This window comes from Patulibacter minatonensis DSM 18081, assembly GCF_000519325.1.
GTDB classification, from domain to species: Bacteria; Actinomycetota; Thermoleophilia; order Solirubrobacterales; family Solirubrobacteraceae; genus Patulibacter; species Patulibacter minatonensis.
Genome location: NZ_KI912613.1, coordinates 3,233,277 through 3,253,106 on the forward strand (window position 1 = coordinate 3,233,277; position 19,830 = coordinate 3,253,106).

The following is a 19,830-nucleotide window of genomic DNA, read 5'->3' on the forward strand; positions in this document are numbered from 1 at the left end:
GCCGATCACCGTCACCCGCGACCGGGGCTGACCGCCGACCGGCCGGACAACGGACCACCGTCGCCCGGGACCGACGCCCCGGGGGCGGGCGCGGGGCGCACCGGCGCTAGAGTCGGGGGTGATGGCCGTCCCCGAAGACACCCCCGAACGCCTCACCGTCGCCCGTCGGCGGTTCGTCGACCTCGAGCCGCACCTCCGGCCCGAGGAGCTGCGCGCGCGGGTCGCCGAGCTGGAGGAGGAGATGGCCGAGGCCGGGTTCTGGGACGACCAGGACCACGCCACGAAGATCAACTCGGAGTACGCCCGGGCGTCGGCGAAGCTCGGCGTCCACGACGGCCTGAAGCAGGACCTCGAGGACCTCGACGAGATGCTCGAGATGGCCGAGGAGGACGACGAGATGGCGGCCGAGCTCGCCGGGCAGCTCGACTCGGTGCAGAAGCGCCTCGACGGCCTCGAGGAGGAGCGGCTCTTCACCGGCGACTACGACGCGGGCGACGCGCTGATCACGATCAACTCCGGCGCGGGCGGCACCGACGCCCAGGACTGGGCCGAGATGGTCCTGCGCATGGAGATGAAGTGGGCGGAGAGCCGCGGCTTCAAGGTCGACGTGCTCGAGGTCTCCGAGGGGGCGCAGGCCGGCATCACGTCCGCGACCTTCCGCGCCGCCGGCGACCACGCCTACGGGCTCTTCGGCGCCGAGCGGGGCGTCCACCGCCTGGTGCGGATCTCGCCCTTCGACTCGCAGGGCCGCCGACAGACCGCCTTCGCCGGCCTCGAGGTCGCCCCGGTGGTCGACGAGGTCGGCGACATCGACGTCCGCGACGAGGACCTCCGCGTCGACACGTACCGCGCGTCGGGCGCCGGCGGGCAGCACGTCAACAAGACCGACTCGGCCGTGCGCCTGACGCACCTGCCGACGGGCATCGTCGTCGCGTGTCAGCAGGAGCGCTCGCAGACCGCCAACAAGGTGATGGCGATGAAGATGCTCTACGGCAAGATCGTGGAGCAGGCCGAGCGCGAGCGGGCCGAGGAGATCGCCAAGGAGAAGGGCGAGTCGCAGGACGTCGGCTGGGGCTCCCAGATCCGCTCCTACGTCCTCAACCCGTACACGATGGTCAAGGACCTCCGGACGGGCGTGGAGACCGGCAACGTGCAGCTCGTCCTCGACGGGGCGCTCGACGAGTTCGTCCGCGCGTGGCTCCTGCAGCAGGCCGGCCAGGCGGAGGCCGGGGCGCAGAGCGACGCCACCGCGTAGGGCCGCGCGGGGAGCGGTCCGGCCGCGCATCGCGTCGCCGTCCGGACCTCGAACCGAACGGGTCGGGACTGAGTTGGCCAGCCAGCCAGTTCTCCGGGTAGCATGTGGCACCTCCTACGCCGGGCGTGTGTCCGCGGCGTGGGGTCCACCGAACCCTGGAGCCCCCCGATGGCCATCGACTTCACCTTCACCGACGAGCAGCAGGCCTACCGCGACGCGTTGCGCGAGACCTTCAAGCGCGAGGCGGGGACGTCGGAGCAGCTCGAGCAGCTGACGGACGGGCACACGACCCACCACAGCTTCGACCTGTCGAAGAAGCTCGGCTCGGCGGGCCTGCTCGGACCGAGCCTCGAGGAGGAGTACGGCGGCGCCGGGACCGGCATCGTCGAGGAGATGATCCTGCTGGAGGAGGTCACCCGCAGGCAGGCGCCGCTCGGCGCCTACCCCGTGTCGCTGATCGTCGCCGGCGCGACCCAGAAGTTCGGTACGCCCGAGCAGAAGGCGCTCGTCCTCGGCAACATCGCGTCGGGCGGCGTCGAGGCGATCGCGATGTCCGAGCCCGAGGCCGGGTCCGACGTCGCGGCACTGACGACCACCGCCGAGAAGGTCGACGGCGGGTGGAAGCTCAACGGCGTCAAGGTCTGGATCTCCAACGCGCACATCGCGGACCGCATCCTCATCGTCTGCCGCGACAAGGCCTCGGACGGCAAGAAGCACGAGGGTCTCTGCATGATCTGGATCGACCCGAAGGCCGAGGGCGTGAAGATCGACGGGATCGACACGATCAACGGGTACCGCGAGGTCAACTACGTCTACCTCGACGAGGTCTTCGCGCCCGACGACGCGCTCCTGGGGGAGGCAGGGAACGGTTGGATCCAGCTGATGTCCGGGCTGAACGTCGAGCGGCTGATCATCGGCGGGATCGCCCTCGGGCAGGCCAAGCTCGCCCTCGACGAGGCCCTCAGCTACTCCAAGGACCGCAAGCAGTTCGGGCGCTCCATCAGCTCGTTCCAGGTCCAGCAGCACCGCCTCGTCGACGTGGCGACGGAGATCGAGCTGGCGCACCTCCTGATCTACAAGGTCGCCGCCGACGTCGACCGCGACCCGAAGGCGCTGTTCCCGAAGGAGGCGTCGATGGCGAAGGTCTGGGCCACCGAGACGGCCGAGCGCGCCGTCAACGCCTCGTTCAAGATCCACGGCGGCTACGGCTACGCGACGGAGTACCCGATCGCCCGCCAGGTCGCCCACTCGCTCGTCGCCACGACCTTCGGCGGCACGAACGACATCCAGCGCAACATCATCGCCAAGGTCATGGGCCTCTGAGGGACGGAGCCGGCCCGGGAGCACGGTCGGGTCGCGGCCCCCGCAGGGCTGGACGGACCGACGACGGCAGAGCGGGTCGGGGACTGGTCCCGCCCGCTCCGGGCCTATCCTCGGAGGACGATGGTGACCCTCGACACGACGGCCGCGCTGGACGACCTGATCGCCCGGGCGCTGGCCGAGGACCTCGGTGACGCCGGCGACGTCACGGCCCAGGCCACGGTGCCGGCCGACCTCCGCGGACGCGCGACCGTCCGGCAGAAGGCGCCGGGGGTGATCGCCGGGCTCGACGCGTTCGAGCGCGTCCTGCGCGCCGTCGATCCGGGGCTCAGCTACGAGCCGCTGACCGACGAGGGCGTCTGGCGCGAGGACGGCCCGGTCCTCGTCGCCGAGGGCTCGGCCCGCTCGATCCTCGCCGCGGAACGCACGGCCCTGAACATCGTCGGCCGGCTCTCCGGCGTGGCGACGATGACGCGCCGCTACGCCGACGCCGTGGCGGGCACGTCCGCGACGATCCTCGACACCCGGAAGACGACTCCCGGGATGCGCCTGCTCGAGAAGCGGGCCGTCGCCACCGGGGGCGGCGCGAACCACCGGATCGGCCTCTACGACGAGATCCTGATCAAGGAGAACCACGCGGCCATGGCCGGCGGCGTGGGGGAGGCCGTGCGCGCCGCGCACGCCCACCGCCCCGACCTGCCGCTCGTCGTCGAGTGCCAGGACCTCGCCGAGGTGAAGGTCGCCCTGCACGTCGCGGGGGACCTGGGCCTCGGGCGCTTCCGGATCCTGCTCGACAACATGCCCCACGCCGACATGCGCAAGGCGGTCGCGATGTCCGCGGGCAGCGTGCCGCTCGAGGCGTCCGGCAACGTCACCCTCGAGACGGTCGGGGCCATCGCGGCGACCGGCGTAGACTTCATCTCGTCGGGTGCCCTCACGCACTCGGCACCCGTCCTGGACCTCTCCCTGATCCTGGAGCCCCGCACATGAGCCTCTCGCTGCCCATGGCCGACGACCCCGTCCGCGCCGGTGTCCCGGCGCTCCCCGCGGAGGACCTGAAGGCCCTCTCCGAGGAGATCCGCGCCCTCGCGAAGGAGAAGGGCGCGGTCATCCTGGCCCACAACTACCAGCTGCCGGAGGTCCAGGACGTCGCCGACGTCGTGGGCGACTCGCTCGGCCTCTCGATCGAGGCGGCGAAGACCGACGCGCAGCTGATCGTCTTCTGCGGCGTGCACTTCATGGCGGAGTCCGCCTCGGTGCTGTCGCCCGAGAAGACCGTCCTGATCCCGGACGTCGACGCCGGCTGTTCGCTCGCCGACTCGATCACGCCCGAGCAGCTGAAGGGCTGGCAGGAGAAGCACCCCGGCGCGATCACCGTGATGTACGTGAACACGACCGCAGAGGTCAAGGCGCTCACGGACTACTGCGTGACGTCGAGCAACGCCGTGCCGGTCGTCGAGCGGATCTATCGCGACCACGGCGAGGACACCGAGATCCTCTTCGGGCCGGACATGTTCCTGGGCTCGTTCGTCGAGAAGCAGGTCCCGCACAAGCCGGGCACGTTCCACGTCTGGGACGGCGAGTGCCACGTCCACGCCGGGATCCGCCCGTCGGACATCGACCGCGTGCGCGGCGAGCACCCCGACGCCGAGTTCCTGATCCACCCCGAGTGTGGCTGCTCGACCCAGGCGATGGAGTACGTCGCGGCGGGCGACGTCGACTCGACGGGGGTCCACATGCTCTCGACCGGCGGGATGCTGGACTACGCGCACGCCGAGGAGGCCAAGGGTCCCGGCGCGGACGGCAAGCGGCGCACGACGATCGTGGCGACCGAGACCGGCATGCTGCACCCGCTGCGGATGGCCGCCCCGGACGTCGACTTCGTCGCGGCGAACGTCAACGCTTCGTGCGGCTACATGAAGATGATCACGCTGGAGAAGCTGCGCAACACCCTGCGCGACGGGACCGGCGTGGTGAAGGTCCCGGACGAGATCGCGAAGCGCGCGCAGCTGCCGATCGAGCGGATGATCCAGGTCGGCCGCGACGCGAACGCCCCGCTCGGCGGCGAGTAGCGCGCCGGTAGCGGCGGCGCGCCCGGTCGCGCACGCGCGCGACCGGACGGGGGTAGTCGTGCGGCATGAGCACGCCGCACGACCAGACCGCCCTCCTCGTCATGGACCTCCAGTCGGGGATCGCCGACGGGTTCGAGGGCACCGGCCTGATCGAGCGGGTGGCCGCGGCCACCGACGCGGCCCGCGCGGCGGGGATGCCGGTGATCTTCGTCAAGGTCGAGTTCCGCGACGGCGCCCCGGAGGTCTCGACGCACAACCGGATGTTCGGGGCGATGCTGCGCGAGGGCCGGATCCCGACCGGTGTCGACCTGCACCCGGCGCTCGGCGTCCGGGACGACGAGATCGTCGTGACGAAGCGCCGGGTCTCGGCCTTCGCGGGCAGCGACCTCGACGTCGTCCTGCGCGCGAAGGGCATCGGGCACCTCGTGCTCGCCGGCATCTCGACCAGCGGCGTGGTGCTCTCGACGCTCCGGCAGGCGGCGGACCTGGACCTCGGCCTCGTCGTCCTGGCCGACGGCTGCGGCGACCGCGACGACGAGGTCCACCGCGTCCTGACCGAGAAGGTCTTTCCCCGTCAAGCGCGCGTCACCGACGTCGCGACCTGGACGGCGGACCTGGGCAAGCGGGGCTGACGCCTCCGGGTGGGGCCCGGCCCGTCCGGGTGCCCCGAGCCTCGCCGCAGTCCTGCGAGCCCCGAACCCGAGATGCTCGGGGTGGGGCCCGGCCCGTCCGGGTGCCCCGGGCCTCGCCGCAGTCCTGCGAGCCCCGAACCCGAGACGCTCGGGGTGGGGCCCGGCCCGTCTCCCTACGCCCAGTCGAAGTCCTTGGCCTCGTGCGGGCCGACGCACGCGACGGCGGCGACGGTCGGGTCGATCGAGCGGGCGACCTCGCGGACCTCGTCGAGGGTGACGGCGTCCATCTCGGCGATCGTGCGGTCGGCGTCGAAGGACTCGTCGTGCACGATCGACTGGCTGGCGGCCTGGCGGGCGACGGCACCGCTGTTCTCGAACGCGAGGACGAGGCGGCCGGCGGTGTAGGCGCGAGCGCGGTCGACCTCCTCGGCGGTGGGGCCGTCGTCGTGGAGCTCGCGGACGATCTCGCGCATGCGGGCGTACGCCTCGAGGGTCTTCGTCGAGTCGAGGCCGGCGGAGAGCTGGAGCTGCGTGATGTCGCCGAGGGACCAGGCGGAGGCGGAGACCGAGTAGGCGAGGCCGCGCTGCTCGCGGATCTCGTCGAACAGGCGCGAGCCCATCGAGCCGCCGAGCAGGGTGCCGTAGATCGAGAGGGCGGCGCGGACCTTCGGGTCGCTCGCGTCGAGGTCGGGGCGGTAGGAGACCCGCAGGTGCGACTGGTTGGTGTCGCGGGTCTCGATGACGCGGTCGACGCTCGGCGCCGGGGCGTCCTCGACGGGGCCGGGCTCGGCGACGTCGGGGAAGCGGCCGAAGAGCTCGTTCAGCCGCCCGTCGGACGGCAGGTGGTCGAGCGCGCCGACGAGGAACGCGCCGCCCTTCGCGCCGGCCCAGCGCCGGTCGCGGAACGCCACGACCTGGTCGCGGGTGAACGTCTTCAGGTGCTCCTCCGGGCCGAGGACCGAGCGGCCGAGCGGGTGGTCGCCGAACGTCGCCTTGTCGAGCAGCATCTCGGCCAGCGCGGAGGGCTGGTCGTTGTAGCGCGCGATCTCCTGGATGACGACGCCGCGCTCCTTGTCGAGCTCCTCGGCGTCGAGCAGCGGACGGCCGGAGAAGTCGGTGAGGAGGTCGAGCGCCTCGTCGGCGGACTCGGCGCGCACGGTGATGTGGAACGCGACCATCGAGTGCGACGTGAACGCGTTCAGCACGCCGCCCATGCGCTCGGCGGTCTCGTTGACCTTGCGGTAGTGGTCGAACGTCTCGCCGCCCTTGAACACGAGGTGCTCGAGGAAGTGGGCGATGCCGTTCTCCTCCGGACGCTCGGAGCGTGCCCCGGCGTCGAAGGCGACCAGCGCGGTGAGGGTGCGCGTTCCCGGGAGCGCGATCCGGTGGATCGGCAGGCCGTTGGGAGCGACTGAGGCGTTCTGCGGCATCCGGACGACGCTATCGCGTACGGCCGGCGACCTCGCACTGAACGGCCGCATCCGTGATCGGCCGCGCTGCGTTCTTGGAGGTGGACCCTCTCCGCCGGCGACCGCCGCCGTACGAGCGTCCCCGGCGGCCGCGCCGGAACGCGGACCCCACTCCGGAGACTCCCGCTCAGATGCTGCTCCTCATCCTCTTCGGTTTCGTGGCGGGCGCGGCGACCGCGGTCTCCCCGTGCGTCCTGCCCGTCCTGCCGATCGTGCTGGCGGGTGGGGCGTCGGGGGGCCGCCGCCGACCGCTGGGGATCGTCGTCGGCCTGGTCGCGACGTTCACGATCTCGGTCGTCGTCCTCGCGTACGTCATCTCGGCGCTCGGGCTCCCGGACAACGTGAACCGGTACATCGCGATCGTGACCCTGGTGCTCGTCGGGATCGTCCTGCTCGTCCCGCCGCTGTCGGTGGCGGTCGAGGGATGGATCAGCCGGATCGCGCCCGCGCCGAAGCAGCGGATCGGCGAGGGCTTCGGCACCGGCGTCGTCCTCGGTGCCGGGCTGGGGTTCGTGTACCTCCCGTGCGCCGGGCCGATCCTGACCGGGGTCATCACGGCGTCGTCGTCGCAGTCGTTCGACGTCGAGCGGCTCCTGATCGCGCTGGCCTACGGCGCGGGGAGCGGCCTCGTCCTCTACGCGATCATGCTCGGCGGTCGGCGCCTGACGCGTCCGCTCGCCAAGCGGACCGGCTCCTTCCAGATGGCCATGGGCGGCATCATGGTGCTCGTCGCGCTGGCGATGATCACGAACTACGACCGGGACTTCACGAACTCGATCGGGAAGAACCTGCCGCAGGCGCTCGTGACGCCGACGCAGGGGCTCGAGAAGTCCTCGGCGGTGCAGAGCCGCCTGCGGGGACTCCGCGGGGAGGGGTCCCTCCAGAAGGCCGCGCGCAAGGAGCTCGTCGACGGGCTCGACCCGACCGACCTGCCGATCCTCGGCCGCGTCCCCCCGATCACCGGCACGCAGCAGTGGTTCAACACCGACGGGAAGCCGCTGACGTTCGCCGGGCTGGAGCGGCAGCGCAAGGTCGTCCTCGTCGACTTCTGGACCTACACCTGCATCAACTGCCTGCGGACGATCCCAGCGCTGAACAGCCTCTACCGGAAGTACGAGAAGGACGGCCTCCAGATCATCGGCATCCACTCGCCGGAGTTCCCGTTCGAGAAGAGCGCCACGAGCGTGAAGCGGGCGATCGCGCGAGAGAAGATCAAGTACCCGGTCGTCCAAGACAACGACCTGAAGACGTGGGACGCGTTCCAGAACCAGGCGTGGCCCGCGCAGTACCTCGTCGACTCCGGCGGGAACGTCCGGTACACGAGCGAGGGGGAGGGCCACGACGACACGACGGAGAAGGCGATCCGGACGCTGCTCGACGAGGCCGGCCGCACCCCCGGCGGGCGGAGCGGGGACCTCGGTGCGATCGAGGCGTCGACGAAGGTCGGGACGCCCGAGTCGTACCTCGGGAACGACCGGTCCGAGAACATCGTCGGTGGGAAGACGGGGACCGGCACCAGGACGTACGGGGAGCCCCCGGCGAAGCTGCCGAGGAACGGGATCGCGTTCGGCGGGGCGTGGACCTTCGCGGGCGACCACGCGACCGCCCGGTCGGGTTCTCGCCTGGCCCTCGACTTCACGTCGGAGCACGTCTACCTCGTGCTGCGCTCCAGGACGAAGGACGCCCCCGTCGGCGTGTCGCTGGACGGCGCTCCCGTCCCCGCGAAGCGCGCCGGGGCGGACGTCCGGGACGGGACGGTGAAGGTCGGCACCCAGCGGCTGTACGAGCTGCTCGACCTGCGTCGGGCGGGCCACCACCGGCTCGACCTCACGCTGCCTCCGGGCGTCGAGGCGTACGCGTTCACGTTCGGGTAGGCGGCGGCGCGCAAGGCGCGTTGCACTGCACGTCGGCATGCAGGAATCGGAGGGGTCCGGTGCAACTCTCCGTCCTGTATGGCTGCTCCGAGCTCCAACTCCGCCCGCCACCGCGAGGCCCGCGAGAAGGCGCGTCGCCTGGCCGCGGCCGACGACCGTCCCCGCGAGGGGGCGTCGTACGCGTCCGGCGCGCGCCCGTCGCACCCGAACGCCGTCATCGAGTTCCGCGGCGTCACGAAGAAGTACGACTCCAGCCACGCCGGCGTCACCGACGCCTCGTTCTCGGTGCACCGCGGCGACTTCCTGTTCCTCGTCGGCCAGACGGGCGCGGGCAAGTCCACGCTGATGAAGCTCCTGCTGAAGGAGATGGAGCCCGACTCCGGCGTGATCCGCGTCGCAGGCCGCGACCTCTCCGACATCACGCGGAAGAAGGTGCCGTTCTACCGGCGCAACCTCGGCGTGGTCTTCCAGGACTTCAAGCTCCTGCCGAACCGCACGGTGCACGACAACGTCGCCTACGCGCTCCAGGTCACCGGTGCCTCGCGCAAGCAGATCCGCACGCAGGTGCCGGACATCCTGCGCCTGACGGGTCTCTCGACGAAGCTCCACCACTACCCGCACCAGCTCTCCGGCGGCGAGCAGCAGCGCGTCTCCGTGGCGCGCGCGTTCGTCAACCACCCGCCGCTCCTGCTCGCCGACGAGCCGACCGGCAACCTCGACCCCGACACGACGATCGGGATCATGCAGCTGCTCTACCGGATCAACAAGACCGGGACGACGGTCGTCGTCGCGACGCACGACGAGGGCATGGTCAACCGGATGCGCCGCCGCGTCATCGAGCTGTCGGCCGGCCGCATCATCCGCGACGAGGTCGCCGGCGGCTACGGCGGCCAGCCGATGGGCGAGTCCACGGCCGAGTTCGGCGCCCTGCTCCGCGACGAGCCCGCGCCGGCCCCGCAGCGCCGCCAGCGCCGCGGCGACGCCCCCACCGACCTGTTCGACGAGGCGTTCTCGGACTGAGGCCCCGCCTCCGCCCGCAGAAGCTCGCCCCACCGAGGACCCACATGAACCGCGTCTCCTTCTTCCTCAAGGAAGCCCTCCGCTCGATCGGGCGCAACCCGATCCCGAGCTTCGCCGCGCTGATGGCGGTCCTGATCACCACGCTGGTGCTCGGGATCTTCATCCCAGCCGTGCAGCTCGCCAACGGCGCCGCCGCCGACGTCCGCGACCGCATCCAGGTCAACGTCTTCATGAAGACGAACGCGACGAAGGCCGACAACGACCGCGTGCAGGCCCTGATCGCCAAGACCGAGCACGTCAAGGCCGTCAAGTTCGTCTCCAAGGCCCAGGCGTACGAGGAGCAGAAGAAGCTGAACCCGGCGGCCTACGGCCTGCTCGGCAAGGTCAACCCGCTGCCCGACACGTTCCGCATCACCCCCGACGACGCGAAGAACGGCGCCGGCATCGTCGCCGCGCTGAAGAAGCCGGGCGTCAGCGGCAAGGCGACGTACGTCGACTCGAAGATCGGCAGCACCAAGGAGTCGAAGAACGAGGCCGGGAAGATCGTGAAGATCACCGGCGCGGTGAAGCTCTCGCTCGGGCTGCTCGGCGGGCTGCTCGTGATCGCGTCGATCCTGCTGATCTCGAACACCATCCGCCTCTCCCTGTTCGCGAGACGACGAGAGGTCGAGGTGATGAAGCTCGTCGGTGCCACCGACTCCTTCATCCGCTGGCCGTTCGTGCTCGAGGGCCTGATCCTCGGCGCGGTCGGCGGGCTCGTGGCGATCGTCCTGCTCGGCCTGGCGAAGCTCACGATCCTCAACCAGCTCGAGGGGATCGCGACGCTGATCTCGCGGCCCGACATGATCCAGTTCGGTCCGCTGATCGCGCTGCTGGTCGTCGCGTCGATCGGTGTCGCCGCCGCGGGATCCGGGCTCTCGCTCCGCCGCTTCCTGCGGGTCTGAGGGAGTGCTGCGACGGGGCTCCGCCCCGTCGCCGTGCGGGCCTTGACACGCGCGTTACACCGGAGCGGCATGCTGTGCGTGTGTCATCCGTCTCCGTCTACACCCGCATCCTCGTCGCGGCGTGCTCCGTCGTCGCCGCGTTCGTCGTCTTCGCGGGCATCTTCACCATCGGCGCCGCCTTCGGGAGCAACCACCCGGACAAGCTGCCCGGCGTCGTCAAGGACGTCGCCGGGATCGACCAGAAGGGCCCGAGCGCCGTCAACGAGGCGCTCGCCGTCATCCGGCGCCAGTACTACAAGGACCCGGGGAACCGGGAGCTCGTCGACGACGCGATCGACGGCATGGTCAAGGGCCTCGACGACCGCTTCTCGCAGTACCTGGACCCCAAGGCGTACACGCAGTTCCTGCAGACCCAGGACAACAGCTTCGACGGCATCGGCGTCGTCGTCTCGCAGAACCCGCGGGGGCTCCTGATCGTCAAGGTCTACGACGGGGCTCCGGCGAAGGCCGCCGGGCTCAAGGTCGGCGACATCATCACCGACGCCGGCGGCCACCCGCTCAAGGGCCTGACGTCCGAGCGCGCGTCGAGCTTCGTCCGCGGCAAGGCCGGGACGTCCGTGAAGCTCGAGGTCGCGCGCAAGGAGGGCAAGAAGGAGAAGTCGCTCACGATCACCTCCGAGCGCAAGCCCGTGAAGGTGCCGATCGTCGACTCCGCCATGAAGACCGAGGGGAGGACGAAGATCGCCGTCGTCCGGCTCGCGCAGTTCACCAACGGCTCGGCCGAGCAGGTCGCGGAGGCGTTCGCCAAGCTGCAGAAGAAGGGCGCCACGCGCTTCGTCCTGGACCTGCGGGCGAACCCCGGCGGGCTGGTCAACGAGGCCCAGGGGCTCGCCAGCCAGTTCCTCACGAAGGGCAACGTGGTGACGCTCAAGGGCCGCACCACCGGCGACAGGCCGTTCCCGGTCATCGAGGGCGGCGCGTTCCCGAAGATCCCGATGGTCGTCCTCGTCGACCGCAACTCGGCGTCCGCCGCGGAGATCGTCACCGGCGCGCTGCAGGACGACGGCCGCGCGACCGTCGTCGGGACGCGCACGTTCGGCAAGGGCGTCTTCCAGCAGGTCGAGCCGCTCGACAGCGGCGGCGCGCTGGACATCACGGCCGGCCAGTTCTTCACGCCCAAGGGCCGGAACCTCGGCGACAAGAAGACCCAGTCGGGCAACGGCACCGCGCCCGGCAAGGGGCTCTCCCCGGACATCCAGGCGAAGGACGACCCGAAGACGACGAACAAGGACGAGGGCCTCGATCGGGCGCTGGCCGAGGCTGCGAAGCTGAAGGGGTGAGCGGCAAGCGCAAGGGGCCCAAGGGGCGCAGCAAGGGGCGGGGCCCGGGCCCGAGCTCCAAGCGCCCGAAGGACCCGCGCGGCAGCCGGACGGAGGACGGGGGCGGTCCTGACCGTCCCGGGAAGCCGTCGGCGTCCGCCGGCGCCCGGGGGCGGGGCTCCTCCGGCGCGGTTGCACCACCCAACCGCGCGGCGCGCAGGGCCGCACTGCAGCGCGAGCGCTCCGCCGCCCCGGGGCCGGAGCGCGGCGGCCCGGAGCTGACCCGCACCGGGCAGCCCGCCCTGCCCCGGGACGTCTGGCGCGACGAGTCGCGCATCGCGCCGGTCGTCGGCGTCCTGCGGCGGCGTGGGAAGACGTTCGTCGCCGAGCCGCTGTTCGACCGCGGCCGCCTGATCACCGTCGAGAAGGGCGCCCGGGAGCTCGGCGAGGGGCACATCGGCCTGTTCGCACCGGCCGGCGGTGGGCGACGCGGCGTGCGCGGCCACCGGGTCGTCCGCGACCTCGGGACCCCCGACGTCGCACGCGACGTGCTGGAGGCGCTGCTCCTCGACCACGGACTGCCGCGGAGGGTCGCGCGCGAGGTCGGCATGGAGGCCGAGGGCGTCGCCGGCGAGCTTGGCCCGGCGACCCGGTGGGCGGACGGTCCGCCGCGGCGCGACCTGCGCGACGTCCCGACGTTCACGATCGACCCCGCGACCGCGAAGGACTTCGACGACGCGATCAGCGCCGAGGCCGTCGGCGACGACGGGGCGCGCATCCAGGTCCACATCGCCGACGTCTCCGCGTTCGTCCGTCCGGGTGGCGCGATCGACGGCGACGCCCGCTGGCGCGGCACCAGCGTCTACGTCCCCGGGACGGTCGAGCCGATGCTGCCCCCGGCGCTGTCGAACGACGCGTGCTCGCTCGTGCCCGGCGTCGACCGGCTCGCGGTGACCGTGCAGTTCGACGTGCGCGACGGCACCGTCGGTCGCGCCGAGGTCTCCCGTTCGATCATCCGCTCCGACGCCCGGCTCACCTACGAGGAGGTCGACGACGTCTTCGCCGGGACGGCGCGCGCCACGGACCCGTGGGCGACGCCGCTGGACGTCGCTCGGCGCGTCGCGCTCGCCCTGCAGGACCGCCGCGAGCAGACGACCAACGCCCTCGAGCTCGACACCGGCGAGCCGCGCTTCACCTTCGACGACGCCGGGCATCCGACCGGGATCGTCGTCGACCGCGCGACGGAGTCCCACCGCCTGATCGAGCACCTGATGGTGACCGCCAACGAGCAGGTCGCCAAGCTCCTCACAGAGTCGCGCACGCCGACGCTGCACCGCGTCCACGGGCTGCCGCAGCCGTCGGCGGTCGAGAAGCTCGCCGAGCAGCTCGGATCGCTGGGCGTCGCGATCCCCGCGTCTCTGGGCACCGCGGACGGCGGCGCCCGCGGCATCGCCACGCGGAAGGACGCCGCGGCCGCGGTCGCGGAGCTCTCGCGCAGCGTCGACGCCCACGTCCGCCGCGCCGGGCACGGCCGCGCCGGCCTGTCGTTCCTCGTGCTCCGCGCGCTCCAGCAGGCCCGGTACGAGCCCAAGGGCCTCGGGCACGCCGGCCTCGGGCTGGAGCACTACTGCCATTTCACCTCGCCGATCCGGCGGTACCCCGACCTGGTCGCGCACCGGGCGGTGCTGTCGCTCGTCGGTGCGGGGGAGGAGGCCCCGGCGGGATCCTCGGGACGGTTGGAGGAGCTCGGCGTCTGGTGCTCCGCCACCGAGCGCGAGGCGATGCAGATCGAGCGCAGCGCCGACGCGATCACGCGGGCCTTCCTGCTCGAGCGGCTCCTCTTCGAGCACGGCGTCGATCGCACCTTCCAGGGCGAGGTCACCGGGCTGGTGGGCGGGGGCGCGTTCGTCCGCTTCGGGGGCGAGGGGCTGCCCGACGAGGCGTTCGAGGGCTTCGTCCCGGTCCGCCGGATCGGCGACGACTCGTGGGACCTCAACGAGGCCGGAACGATCCTCGGCGGTGCGCGCTCCGGGGCGACGCTCCGGCTGGGAGACCCGCTCGACGTCGCGGTGGAGCGGGTCGAGCCGGTGCGCGGACGGGCGACGCTCCTGCCCGTGCGGTGAGGGGTCGGGCGACGGGGCCCCTTCCGGTGCGGTGAGGACGCGGGTGCTGCCCTGCTCGCGAGGTGCGGGCCGGAGGGCGGGCTCGAACCCGTGGCCCGTCCGGCGGCGGGCCCGGATCCGGCGAGCCCGGGCCGGACGCCCGCGTAGCCTCGGGCGCGTGGGGCGCAGGGCACCGACCATCACGATCACCTTCGTCAAGGGCGACGGGCAGCGGTACCGGTCGATCGTGAGGCGGCGCGACGGTGTCGTCGTGGAGCTCGACGGGGGTGGGTACAACCAGGTCGGCGGTCCCGCCCGGCGGATACCCCACGACCTGGCGCACGCCGTCGTCGAGGACGCCCTCGGCCTCGACTCCGGGCTCTGGGGCGTGATCGTCGCGGGCGGGATGTTCGCCCACACGACGGTGGTCGCGGGGCGCCGGCCGCCGCACGCCGACCGGCGCGCGCAGGCGGTCGTCGACGGGGCGGGCGACCGGCTCGCGCAGGCGGAGGTCGTCGTGCGGGCCGTCGCCGACCTCTCGCTCGCGGGGCGCGACCGGGACACGGCCGGCCTGGTCGCCGCGACGGGCCCGCGGTGGCGGCCCGACGGCCTGACCGCGGAGGCGCTGGGCGTCGCCTGCCGACGGCTGCGGGCGGACGGCGAGCGGTGGGCGGCGCTCGGGCCGCAGGGGACCCTCGAGCTCGACTGGCGGCTGCCGGAGCCGCGGCGGTGACGCGGTGCGGCGGCTCGGGTCCGCGGCCCCGGGCGGTCCGGGCGCCAGGGGTCGAACCCGTCGCGGGGCCCGGTCCGGACGGGCGAGCGACCGGCCGGGGGACCCCGGCGGTACGCTCGACGGCTCATGGCGAAGGGCAAGAAGAAGAAGCCCTCGGGCGGCGACTACGGCTACAACCGCCAGGCGCGGTTCAAGTACGAGCTGCTCGACACGCTCGAGTGCGGGATCGTGCTGACCGGCACCGAGGTCAAGTCGCTGCGCACCCACGGGTGCATGATGGGCGACGCCTACGTCGACGTCCGCCGCGAGGAGCTCTGGATCCAGAACCTCCGCATCGAGCCCTACGCGCCGGCGGCACTGAACAACCACCTCCCGGACAAGCCGCGCAAGCTGCTCGCCCACCGTCGCGAGATCGACCGCCTGCTGGGCCAGATGACGACCAACGGCCTGACGATGGTCCCGACGCGGATCTACCCCAAGGACCGCCGGATCAAGGTCGAGATCGCCCTGGCCCGCGGCAAGAACGTCGCGGACAAGCGGCAGGACATGAAGGAACGCGACATGAACCGCGAGATGCAGCGCGCACTGCGCGAGCGGAGCCGGTAACGGCTCCTCGGGGCCCGACCGGCTCGCGATCCGGCAGGGCCCGGCCCACCCACGGGGGAGCCGGATCGCCGAACGCCGCAGGGTGCACGGGCCTGTCCGATAGACCAGGTCCATGAAGATCGGAATCATCGGGGCCGGCAACATCGGGGGGAACCTCGCCCGGCGGCTGGGGCCGCTCGGGCACGAGGTGCGGATCGCGAACTCGCGTGGGCCGGAGACGCTGCCCGAGCTGGCGGCCGTCGAGGGCGTGACGCCGGTGCTCGCCGCCGAGGCGGCCGAGGGCGCCGAGCTCGTGATCGTCACGATCCCGCTCGTCAAGGTCCAGGACCTGCCGGGCGACGTCCTCGACGCGGCGGCGCCGGGTGCCGTGGTGATCGACACGAACAACTACTACCCGCAGCAGCGCGACGGCCTGATCGAGGCCATCGAGGCGGGGCAGACCGAGAGCCAGTACGTCGCCGAGCAGCTCGGCCGGCCCGTCGTGAAGGTCTTCAACGGCGTCTACGCCCAGAAGATCCTCGACGTGGGGGAGCCCGGCGGCCCGCGGTTCGCCATCCCGGTCGCGGGCGACGACCCGGAGGCGAAGGTCGCGGTCTCGGCGATCGTCGCGGAGCTCGGGTTCGAGCCCGTCGACGCCGGCGAGCTCGACGAGTCGTGGCGCCAGCAGCCGGGCTCGCCGAGCTACGGCCTGATGGAGGACGCCGACGGCCTCCGCGCGGCGCTCGCGGCGGCCTCGCCGGACCGCACCGCGGAGTGGAAGGCCTAGATCTTCCCGGCGTCGCGGGCGGCCTGCTCCGCCTGCTCGAGCTGCTCGCGGACCAGGGCGAGGCCGCTGCGCCAGAAGCCCGGGTCCGTGAGGTCGAGGCCGGCGATCGCGACGAGGTCCTCCGGAGCCTTGGAGCCGCCGGTGGCGAGGAGCTCGAGGTATTTCGGCGCGAACGACGGACCCTGCTCGCGGTACTTGCCGTAGACGGAGAGCGCCATCAGCTGGCCGTAGGCGTACGCATAGACGTAGCCCGGGGTGCCGATGAAGTGGGGGACGTAGGACCACCAGGAGCGGTAGCCGTCGGTGATGTCGACGGCGTCGCCGAGCATCGCGACCTGGCTCTGGTACCAGATCTCGCCGAAGCGCTCGACGGAGAGCTCGCCCTCCTCGCGGCGCGCGGTGTGCACGCCGTGCTCGAAGCGGTTCATCGCGGTCTGGCGGAAGATCGTGGCGATCGAGCCCTCGATCTGCTCGGCGAGCAGGCCGAGGCGCGCCTGGGGCTCGGTGGTCTGCTCGAGGAGCCGGTCGAAGACCAGGGTCTCGCCGAAGACCGACGCGGTCTCGGCGAGCGTCAGCGGGGTGGTCTGCTCGAACGGACCACGCTCGCGCGCGAGGTACGCGTGGATGCCGTGGCCGAGCTCGTGGGCGAGCGTCAGGACGTCCCGCCGGCGGCTCGTCCAGTTCAGGAGCACGTACGGGTGGTGGCTCGGCACCGTGTAGGCGCAGAACGCGCCGCCACGCTTGCCGGGGCGCACGGGCGCGTCGATCCAGCCCTCGTCGACGAACTTGCGGGCGACGTCGCCCATCTCGGTCGCGAACGCGTCGAAGGAGGTGAAGACCATGTCGGTCGACTCCTGCCAGGAGAACTCCTGCTCGTCGGCCTGCGAGACCGACGCCATGCGGTCGTAGTCCGCGAGCTTGTCGACGCCGAGGATCTGCGCCTTCAGCCTGTACCAGCGCTGCGGCACGTCGTAGGCCTCCTGCACCGCGTCGACGAGCGCCTGGACGGACTCGTCGCTGGCCTCGTTGGCGAGGTTGCGCGAGGCGACCCAACTGGGGAAGGAGCGCAGGCGGTCCTCGACGGCCTTGTCCTGGAGCAGCGTGTTGAAGATGAACGCGCGGGTCCGCAGTCCCGGGGCGAGCGCCTTGGTGACGGCTTCGGCGACGGTCTTCCGGGTCTCGCGGTCGGGGCTCGTGAGGTTCGAGAGCGCGACGTCGAGCGGGACCGTCTGCGTCGCGCCGCCGGAATCGCTCCCACCCGCCGCGTTGGGCAGCTCGACCTCGATGACGGACGTCAGCTCGTCGAACAGACGGTCCCACGCGCCGCGGCTGGAGGACGACTTCTCCGCCAGGATCCGCTCCTCCGGCTCGGAGAGCATGTGCGGCTTCTCCTTGCGGACCGTGCGCAGGTGGTGGCGCGCCTTCTCGATGCCCGGCGCGGCGAGGAGCTCCTCGGCGCGGGCGTCGTCGAGCGCGGTCCACTCGAGCTCGAAGAAGAGGAGCTTCGTCTGGATCGACGTGCCCCGCTCCTCGACGGCGGCCAGCAGCGCGCCGTGCTCGGGCTTGGCGGTGTCCTCGGCGAACTTCAGCGAGGCGTAGGAGCCGGCGCGGCCGACGAGGTCGGTCAGCTCGACGAGCTCGCCGATTGCCGCGGCCAGGCCGGCGCCGTTGATGTCCGCGACCTTCCCCTGGTAGGCGGCGGCGAACTGGTCGGCCTGGGCCTGGGCCTCGTCGAGCAGGCGCAGCACGCCGTCGGGGCCCTCTCCGTGGACCAGCGTCTCCAGGTCCCAGCCGACGTCGGTGTGCTCCACGCTCGTGCTCATGCGGCAAGCCTACGAGACCGCTACCGTCGCCGTGATGGAGCGGGACGCAGCGCCGAGCGAGCTCCGGACCTCCCGGCTCGTGCTCCGCGCCTGGCGGGCCGACGACCGCGAGCCGTTCGCCGCGATGAACGCGGACCCCGAGGTGATGCGCTGGATCGGGTCCGGGCCGCTGGACCGCGTGGCGAGCGACGGCCTGCGGGCCCGGCTGCGCCGCGAGTGGTCCCGCGCCGGGCGCGGGCTCTGGGCCGTCGAGCGCGGCGACGACGGGACGTTCCTCGGCTTCTGCGGACTGACCGATCCGGCGTGGGGCGGTCCGGGGCTCCGGGACGAGCTGGAGATCGGCTGGCGGCTGACCCGGTCGGCGTGGGGGCAGGGGTACGCCACGGAGGCGGCCCGGGCGGCGCTCGGCGTCGGCTGGGAGACCCTCGGGCTCCACAGCGCGATCGCGCTCGTCCACCCCGACAACGAGCGGTCGCTCGGCGTGGCCGCGAACCTCGGCATGCGGGTGGCGGGGACGACGCGCCACGCCGGCACCGGGTGGGAGGTCCTCGTGCTCCGGGCGCACCGGCCGGCGGACACCCCCGGGACACGGGGTCCGTCGGCCGCTCCGGGATGATGACCGGGTGAGCACGGACGGACCAGGTCCCGCCCAGCGGATCTCCCTCGAGCGCCTCAGCGTCAGTGCCCTGCAGCTGATCATCATCGGCGTCGCCGGCTACGGGGCGCTGCTGGTGTGGGGAAAGCTGCAGTTCATCCTGCTGCCGTTCTTCGTGGCGGTGCTCCTCGCGGCGCTCCTGACGCCGGTCGCGGCCTTCCTCCACGCGAAGCTGCGGTTCCCGCGGTTCCTGTCGGCGATCACCACGGTCGTCTTCCTCATCGTCGTCGTGGCCGGCCTCCTGACGCTCGTCGCGCCGGACATCGTCACCCAGGCCGAGGACATCAGCAAGCAGGTCGAGAAGGGCATCAAGGAGCTGCCGAACGTCCTGCACGACCTGGGTCTGAAGGACGAGGACATCCAGAAGTACTCGCGCGACATCACCGACAAGCTCCAGGACTCGCTCGGGGCCATCGGCGGGCAGCTCGGGTCCGGCGTGATCTCGGCGGCCCAGGGCGTCGTCAACGTCGCCGCGAGCATCTTCCTCGCGATCATCATGCTGATCTACCTGCTGATCGACGGGACCGGCTTCTGGCGCGGGTTCCTGCGGTTCGCCCCTGCGGACCGCCGCGTCGGCTGGCACGACGGCGGCAAGCGGGCCTGGACGGCGATCACGATGTACGTCCGCAGCCAGGTGATCGTCGCGATCATCGACGGGGTCGGCGTCGCGGTCGGCCTGACGATCATCGGCGTGCCGCTCGCGGTGCCGCTCGGCGTCTTCACCTTCATCGTCGCGTTCATCCCGTACGTCGGCGCGATCGTCGCCGGCCTCGCGGCGATGCTCGTCGCGCTCTCGACGAAGGGCCTCGAGGGCATGATCGGCGCCTTCGTCGTCGCGCTGGTGGTCCAGCAGATCGAGGGCAACATCCTCCAGCCGATCCTCATCGGCCGGTCCGTGCGGCTGCACCCGATGACGGTCCTGCTCGGCGTCGGTGCGGGCAGCGCCCTGCTGGGGCTGGCCGGCGCGTTCCTCGCCACGCCGGTGATCGCGGGCGTCGCCGCCGCGGCGGGCTGGCTGGAGGACGACGAGGAGCTCGACGGGCCGGAACCCGAGGAGATCGCGCCACCGGAGCAGGACCCCCTCGGGTCGCCGTCCGACGCCGTCCGGGCGGGGGACGACCCGGGGGACACCGGGGAGTTCCCGACGTCGGGCGGCGCGAAGGCGCCACCCGACGACGACGCCTGAGCCGTCCGCGAGCCCGGCGGTACGGGGTTGGGCGGCCGTCGGCATCGCGCTACA

Annotated in this window: 17 protein-coding genes; 15 read left to right on the plus strand and 2 right to left on the minus strand. The window is 72.2% G+C overall.

The annotated features are described in order from the left end of the window. Positions 1–121: 121 nt before the first annotated feature. The 5 genes from prfB (at position 122) to PATMI_RS0114965 (ending at position 5,279) form a co-directional block, all read left to right on the plus strand. Positions 122–1,255 carry a peptide chain release factor 2 gene (gene prfB, locus PATMI_RS0114945; protein ID WP_051471719.1) on the plus strand — a complete coding sequence of 378 codons (1,134 nt, stop codon included), beginning with the start codon at positions 122–124 and terminating at the stop codon, positions 1,253–1,255. A gap of 168 nt (positions 1,256–1,423) precedes the next feature. Beyond that, positions 1,424–2,578 carry an acyl-CoA dehydrogenase family protein gene (locus PATMI_RS0114950; RefSeq protein WP_026911468.1) on the plus strand — a complete coding sequence of 385 codons (1,155 nt, stop codon included), beginning with the start codon at positions 1,424–1,426 and terminating at the stop codon, positions 2,576–2,578. Between the two features lie 120 nt (positions 2,579–2,698). Next, positions 2,699–3,565 carry a carboxylating nicotinate-nucleotide diphosphorylase gene (nadC, locus tag PATMI_RS0114955; protein WP_036725922.1) on the plus strand — a complete coding sequence of 289 codons (867 nt, stop codon included), beginning with the start codon at positions 2,699–2,701 and terminating at the stop codon, positions 3,563–3,565. A gap of 14 nt (positions 3,566–3,579) precedes the next feature. After that, positions 3,580–4,647, plus strand: coding sequence for a quinolinate synthase NadA (nadA, locus tag PATMI_RS0114960; RefSeq protein ID WP_051471721.1), 1,068 nt, complete (start codon positions 3,580–3,582; stop codon positions 4,645–4,647). Positions 4,648–4,712: 65 nt separating this feature from the next. Then, complete coding sequence (locus PATMI_RS0114965; RefSeq protein ID WP_026911471.1) at positions 4,713–5,279, plus strand: cysteine hydrolase family protein; 567 nt, start codon at positions 4,713–4,715, stop codon at positions 5,277–5,279. Between the two features lie 173 nt (positions 5,280–5,452). Here PATMI_RS0114965 and PATMI_RS0114970 read toward each other — a convergent pair whose 3' ends face one another. After that, a complete protein-coding gene (locus PATMI_RS0114970) occupies positions 5,453–6,709 on the minus strand; it encodes a M16 family metallopeptidase (RefSeq protein ID WP_026911472.1) in 1,257 nt (418 codons plus the stop codon). A 170-nt stretch (positions 6,710–6,879) separates the two neighbouring features. Between PATMI_RS0114970 and PATMI_RS0114975 the strand changes: the two genes are divergently transcribed. From PATMI_RS0114975 to PATMI_RS0115010, 8 genes are all read left to right on the plus strand, one after another. Then, the gene (locus PATMI_RS0114975; RefSeq protein WP_026911473.1) at positions 6,880–8,622 is read left to right on the plus strand and encodes a redoxin domain-containing protein; all 1,743 of its coding nucleotides are present in this window, start codon (positions 6,880–6,882) and stop codon (positions 8,620–8,622) included. A 78-nt stretch (positions 8,623–8,700) separates the two neighbouring features. Further along, on the plus strand, positions 8,701–9,642 hold the full coding sequence (gene ftsE / locus PATMI_RS30425; RefSeq protein ID WP_084269973.1) for a cell division ATP-binding protein FtsE: 942 nt from the start codon (positions 8,701–8,703) through the stop codon (positions 9,640–9,642). A gap of 44 nt (positions 9,643–9,686) precedes the next feature. After that, positions 9,687–10,586, plus strand: a complete 900-nt coding sequence (locus PATMI_RS0114985) for a permease-like cell division protein FtsX (protein WP_026911474.1) — start codon at positions 9,687–9,689, stop codon at positions 10,584–10,586. Positions 10,587–10,666: 80 nt separating this feature from the next. Continuing rightward, positions 10,667–11,926: a S41 family peptidase gene (locus PATMI_RS0114990; RefSeq protein WP_026911475.1), complete on the plus strand. Its 1,260-nt coding sequence runs from the start codon at positions 10,667–10,669 to the stop codon at positions 11,924–11,926. Further along, positions 11,923–14,028 carry a ribonuclease R family protein gene (locus PATMI_RS0114995; protein WP_245604176.1) on the plus strand — a complete coding sequence of 702 codons (2,106 nt, stop codon included), beginning with the start codon at positions 11,923–11,925 and terminating at the stop codon, positions 14,026–14,028. Before PATMI_RS0114990 ends, PATMI_RS0114995 begins: the two co-directional genes overlap by 4 nt. A gap of 157 nt (positions 14,029–14,185) precedes the next feature. Next, entirely contained in the window at positions 14,186–14,740 is a 555-nt protein-coding gene (locus PATMI_RS0115000; RefSeq protein WP_245604177.1) for a hypothetical protein, read from the plus strand. A 126-nt stretch (positions 14,741–14,866) separates the two neighbouring features. Further along, a complete protein-coding gene (smpB, locus tag PATMI_RS0115005) occupies positions 14,867–15,346 on the plus strand; it encodes an SsrA-binding protein SmpB (RefSeq protein ID WP_026911478.1) in 480 nt (159 codons plus the stop codon). Between the two features lie 112 nt (positions 15,347–15,458). Beyond that, positions 15,459–16,112, plus strand: a complete 654-nt coding sequence (locus PATMI_RS0115010; RefSeq protein WP_026911479.1) for an NADPH-dependent F420 reductase — start codon at positions 15,459–15,461, stop codon at positions 16,110–16,112. On the opposite strand, the gene PATMI_RS0115015 is transcribed toward PATMI_RS0115010, so the two are convergent. Continuing rightward, on the minus strand, positions 16,109–17,935 hold the full coding sequence (locus PATMI_RS0115015) for a M3 family oligoendopeptidase (RefSeq protein WP_026911480.1): 1,827 nt from the start codon (positions 17,933–17,935) through the stop codon (positions 16,109–16,111). The genes PATMI_RS0115010 and PATMI_RS0115015 overlap by 4 nt on opposite strands. Here PATMI_RS0115015 and PATMI_RS30430 point away from each other — a divergent pair. Then, the gene (locus tag PATMI_RS30430; protein WP_245604178.1) at positions 17,934–18,551 is read left to right on the plus strand and encodes a GNAT family N-acetyltransferase; all 618 of its coding nucleotides are present in this window, start codon (positions 17,934–17,936) and stop codon (positions 18,549–18,551) included. The two genes, PATMI_RS0115015 and PATMI_RS30430, sit on opposite strands and share 2 nt — an antisense overlap. Before the next feature lie 7 nt (positions 18,552–18,558). Next, the gene (locus tag PATMI_RS0115025; RefSeq protein ID WP_026911481.1) at positions 18,559–19,776 is read left to right on the plus strand and encodes an AI-2E family transporter; all 1,218 of its coding nucleotides are present in this window, start codon (positions 18,559–18,561) and stop codon (positions 19,774–19,776) included. Positions 19,777–19,830 lie beyond the last annotated feature (54 nt).

Excerpts from the sequence above, each read along its gene's own strand:
- prfB (WP_051471719.1), top strand. The coding sequence starts at position 122 with ATGGCCGTCCCCGAAGACACCCCCGAACGCCTCACCGTCGCCCGTCGG.
- PATMI_RS0114950 (WP_026911468.1), top strand. The coding sequence starts at position 1,424 with ATGGCCATCGACTTCACCTTCACCGACGAGCAGCAGGCCTACCGCGAC.
- nadC (WP_036725922.1), top strand. The coding sequence starts at position 2,699 with ATGGTGACCCTCGACACGACGGCCGCGCTGGACGACCTGATCGCCCGG.
- nadA (WP_051471721.1), top strand. The coding sequence starts at position 3,580 with ATGGCCGACGACCCCGTCCGCGCCGGTGTCCCGGCGCTCCCCGCGGAG.
- PATMI_RS0114965 (WP_026911471.1), top strand. The coding sequence starts at position 4,713 with ATGAGCACGCCGCACGACCAGACCGCCCTCCTCGTCATGGACCTCCAG.
- PATMI_RS0114970 (WP_026911472.1), bottom strand. The coding sequence starts at position 6,709 with ATGCCGCAGAACGCCTCAGTCGCTCCCAACGGCCTGCCGATCCACCGG.
- PATMI_RS0114975 (WP_026911473.1), top strand. The coding sequence starts at position 6,880 with ATGCTGCTCCTCATCCTCTTCGGTTTCGTGGCGGGCGCGGCGACCGCG.
- ftsE (WP_084269973.1), top strand. The coding sequence starts at position 8,701 with ATGGCTGCTCCGAGCTCCAACTCCGCCCGCCACCGCGAGGCCCGCGAG.
- PATMI_RS0114985 (WP_026911474.1), top strand. The coding sequence starts at position 9,687 with ATGAACCGCGTCTCCTTCTTCCTCAAGGAAGCCCTCCGCTCGATCGGG.
- smpB (WP_026911478.1), top strand. The coding sequence starts at position 14,867 with ATGGCGAAGGGCAAGAAGAAGAAGCCCTCGGGCGGCGACTACGGCTAC.
- PATMI_RS0115010 (WP_026911479.1), top strand. The coding sequence starts at position 15,459 with ATGAAGATCGGAATCATCGGGGCCGGCAACATCGGGGGGAACCTCGCC.
- PATMI_RS30430 (WP_245604178.1), top strand. The coding sequence starts at position 17,934 with ATGCGGCAAGCCTACGAGACCGCTACCGTCGCCGTGATGGAGCGGGAC.
- PATMI_RS0115015 (WP_026911480.1), bottom strand. The coding sequence starts at position 17,935 with ATGAGCACGAGCGTGGAGCACACCGACGTCGGCTGGGACCTGGAGACG.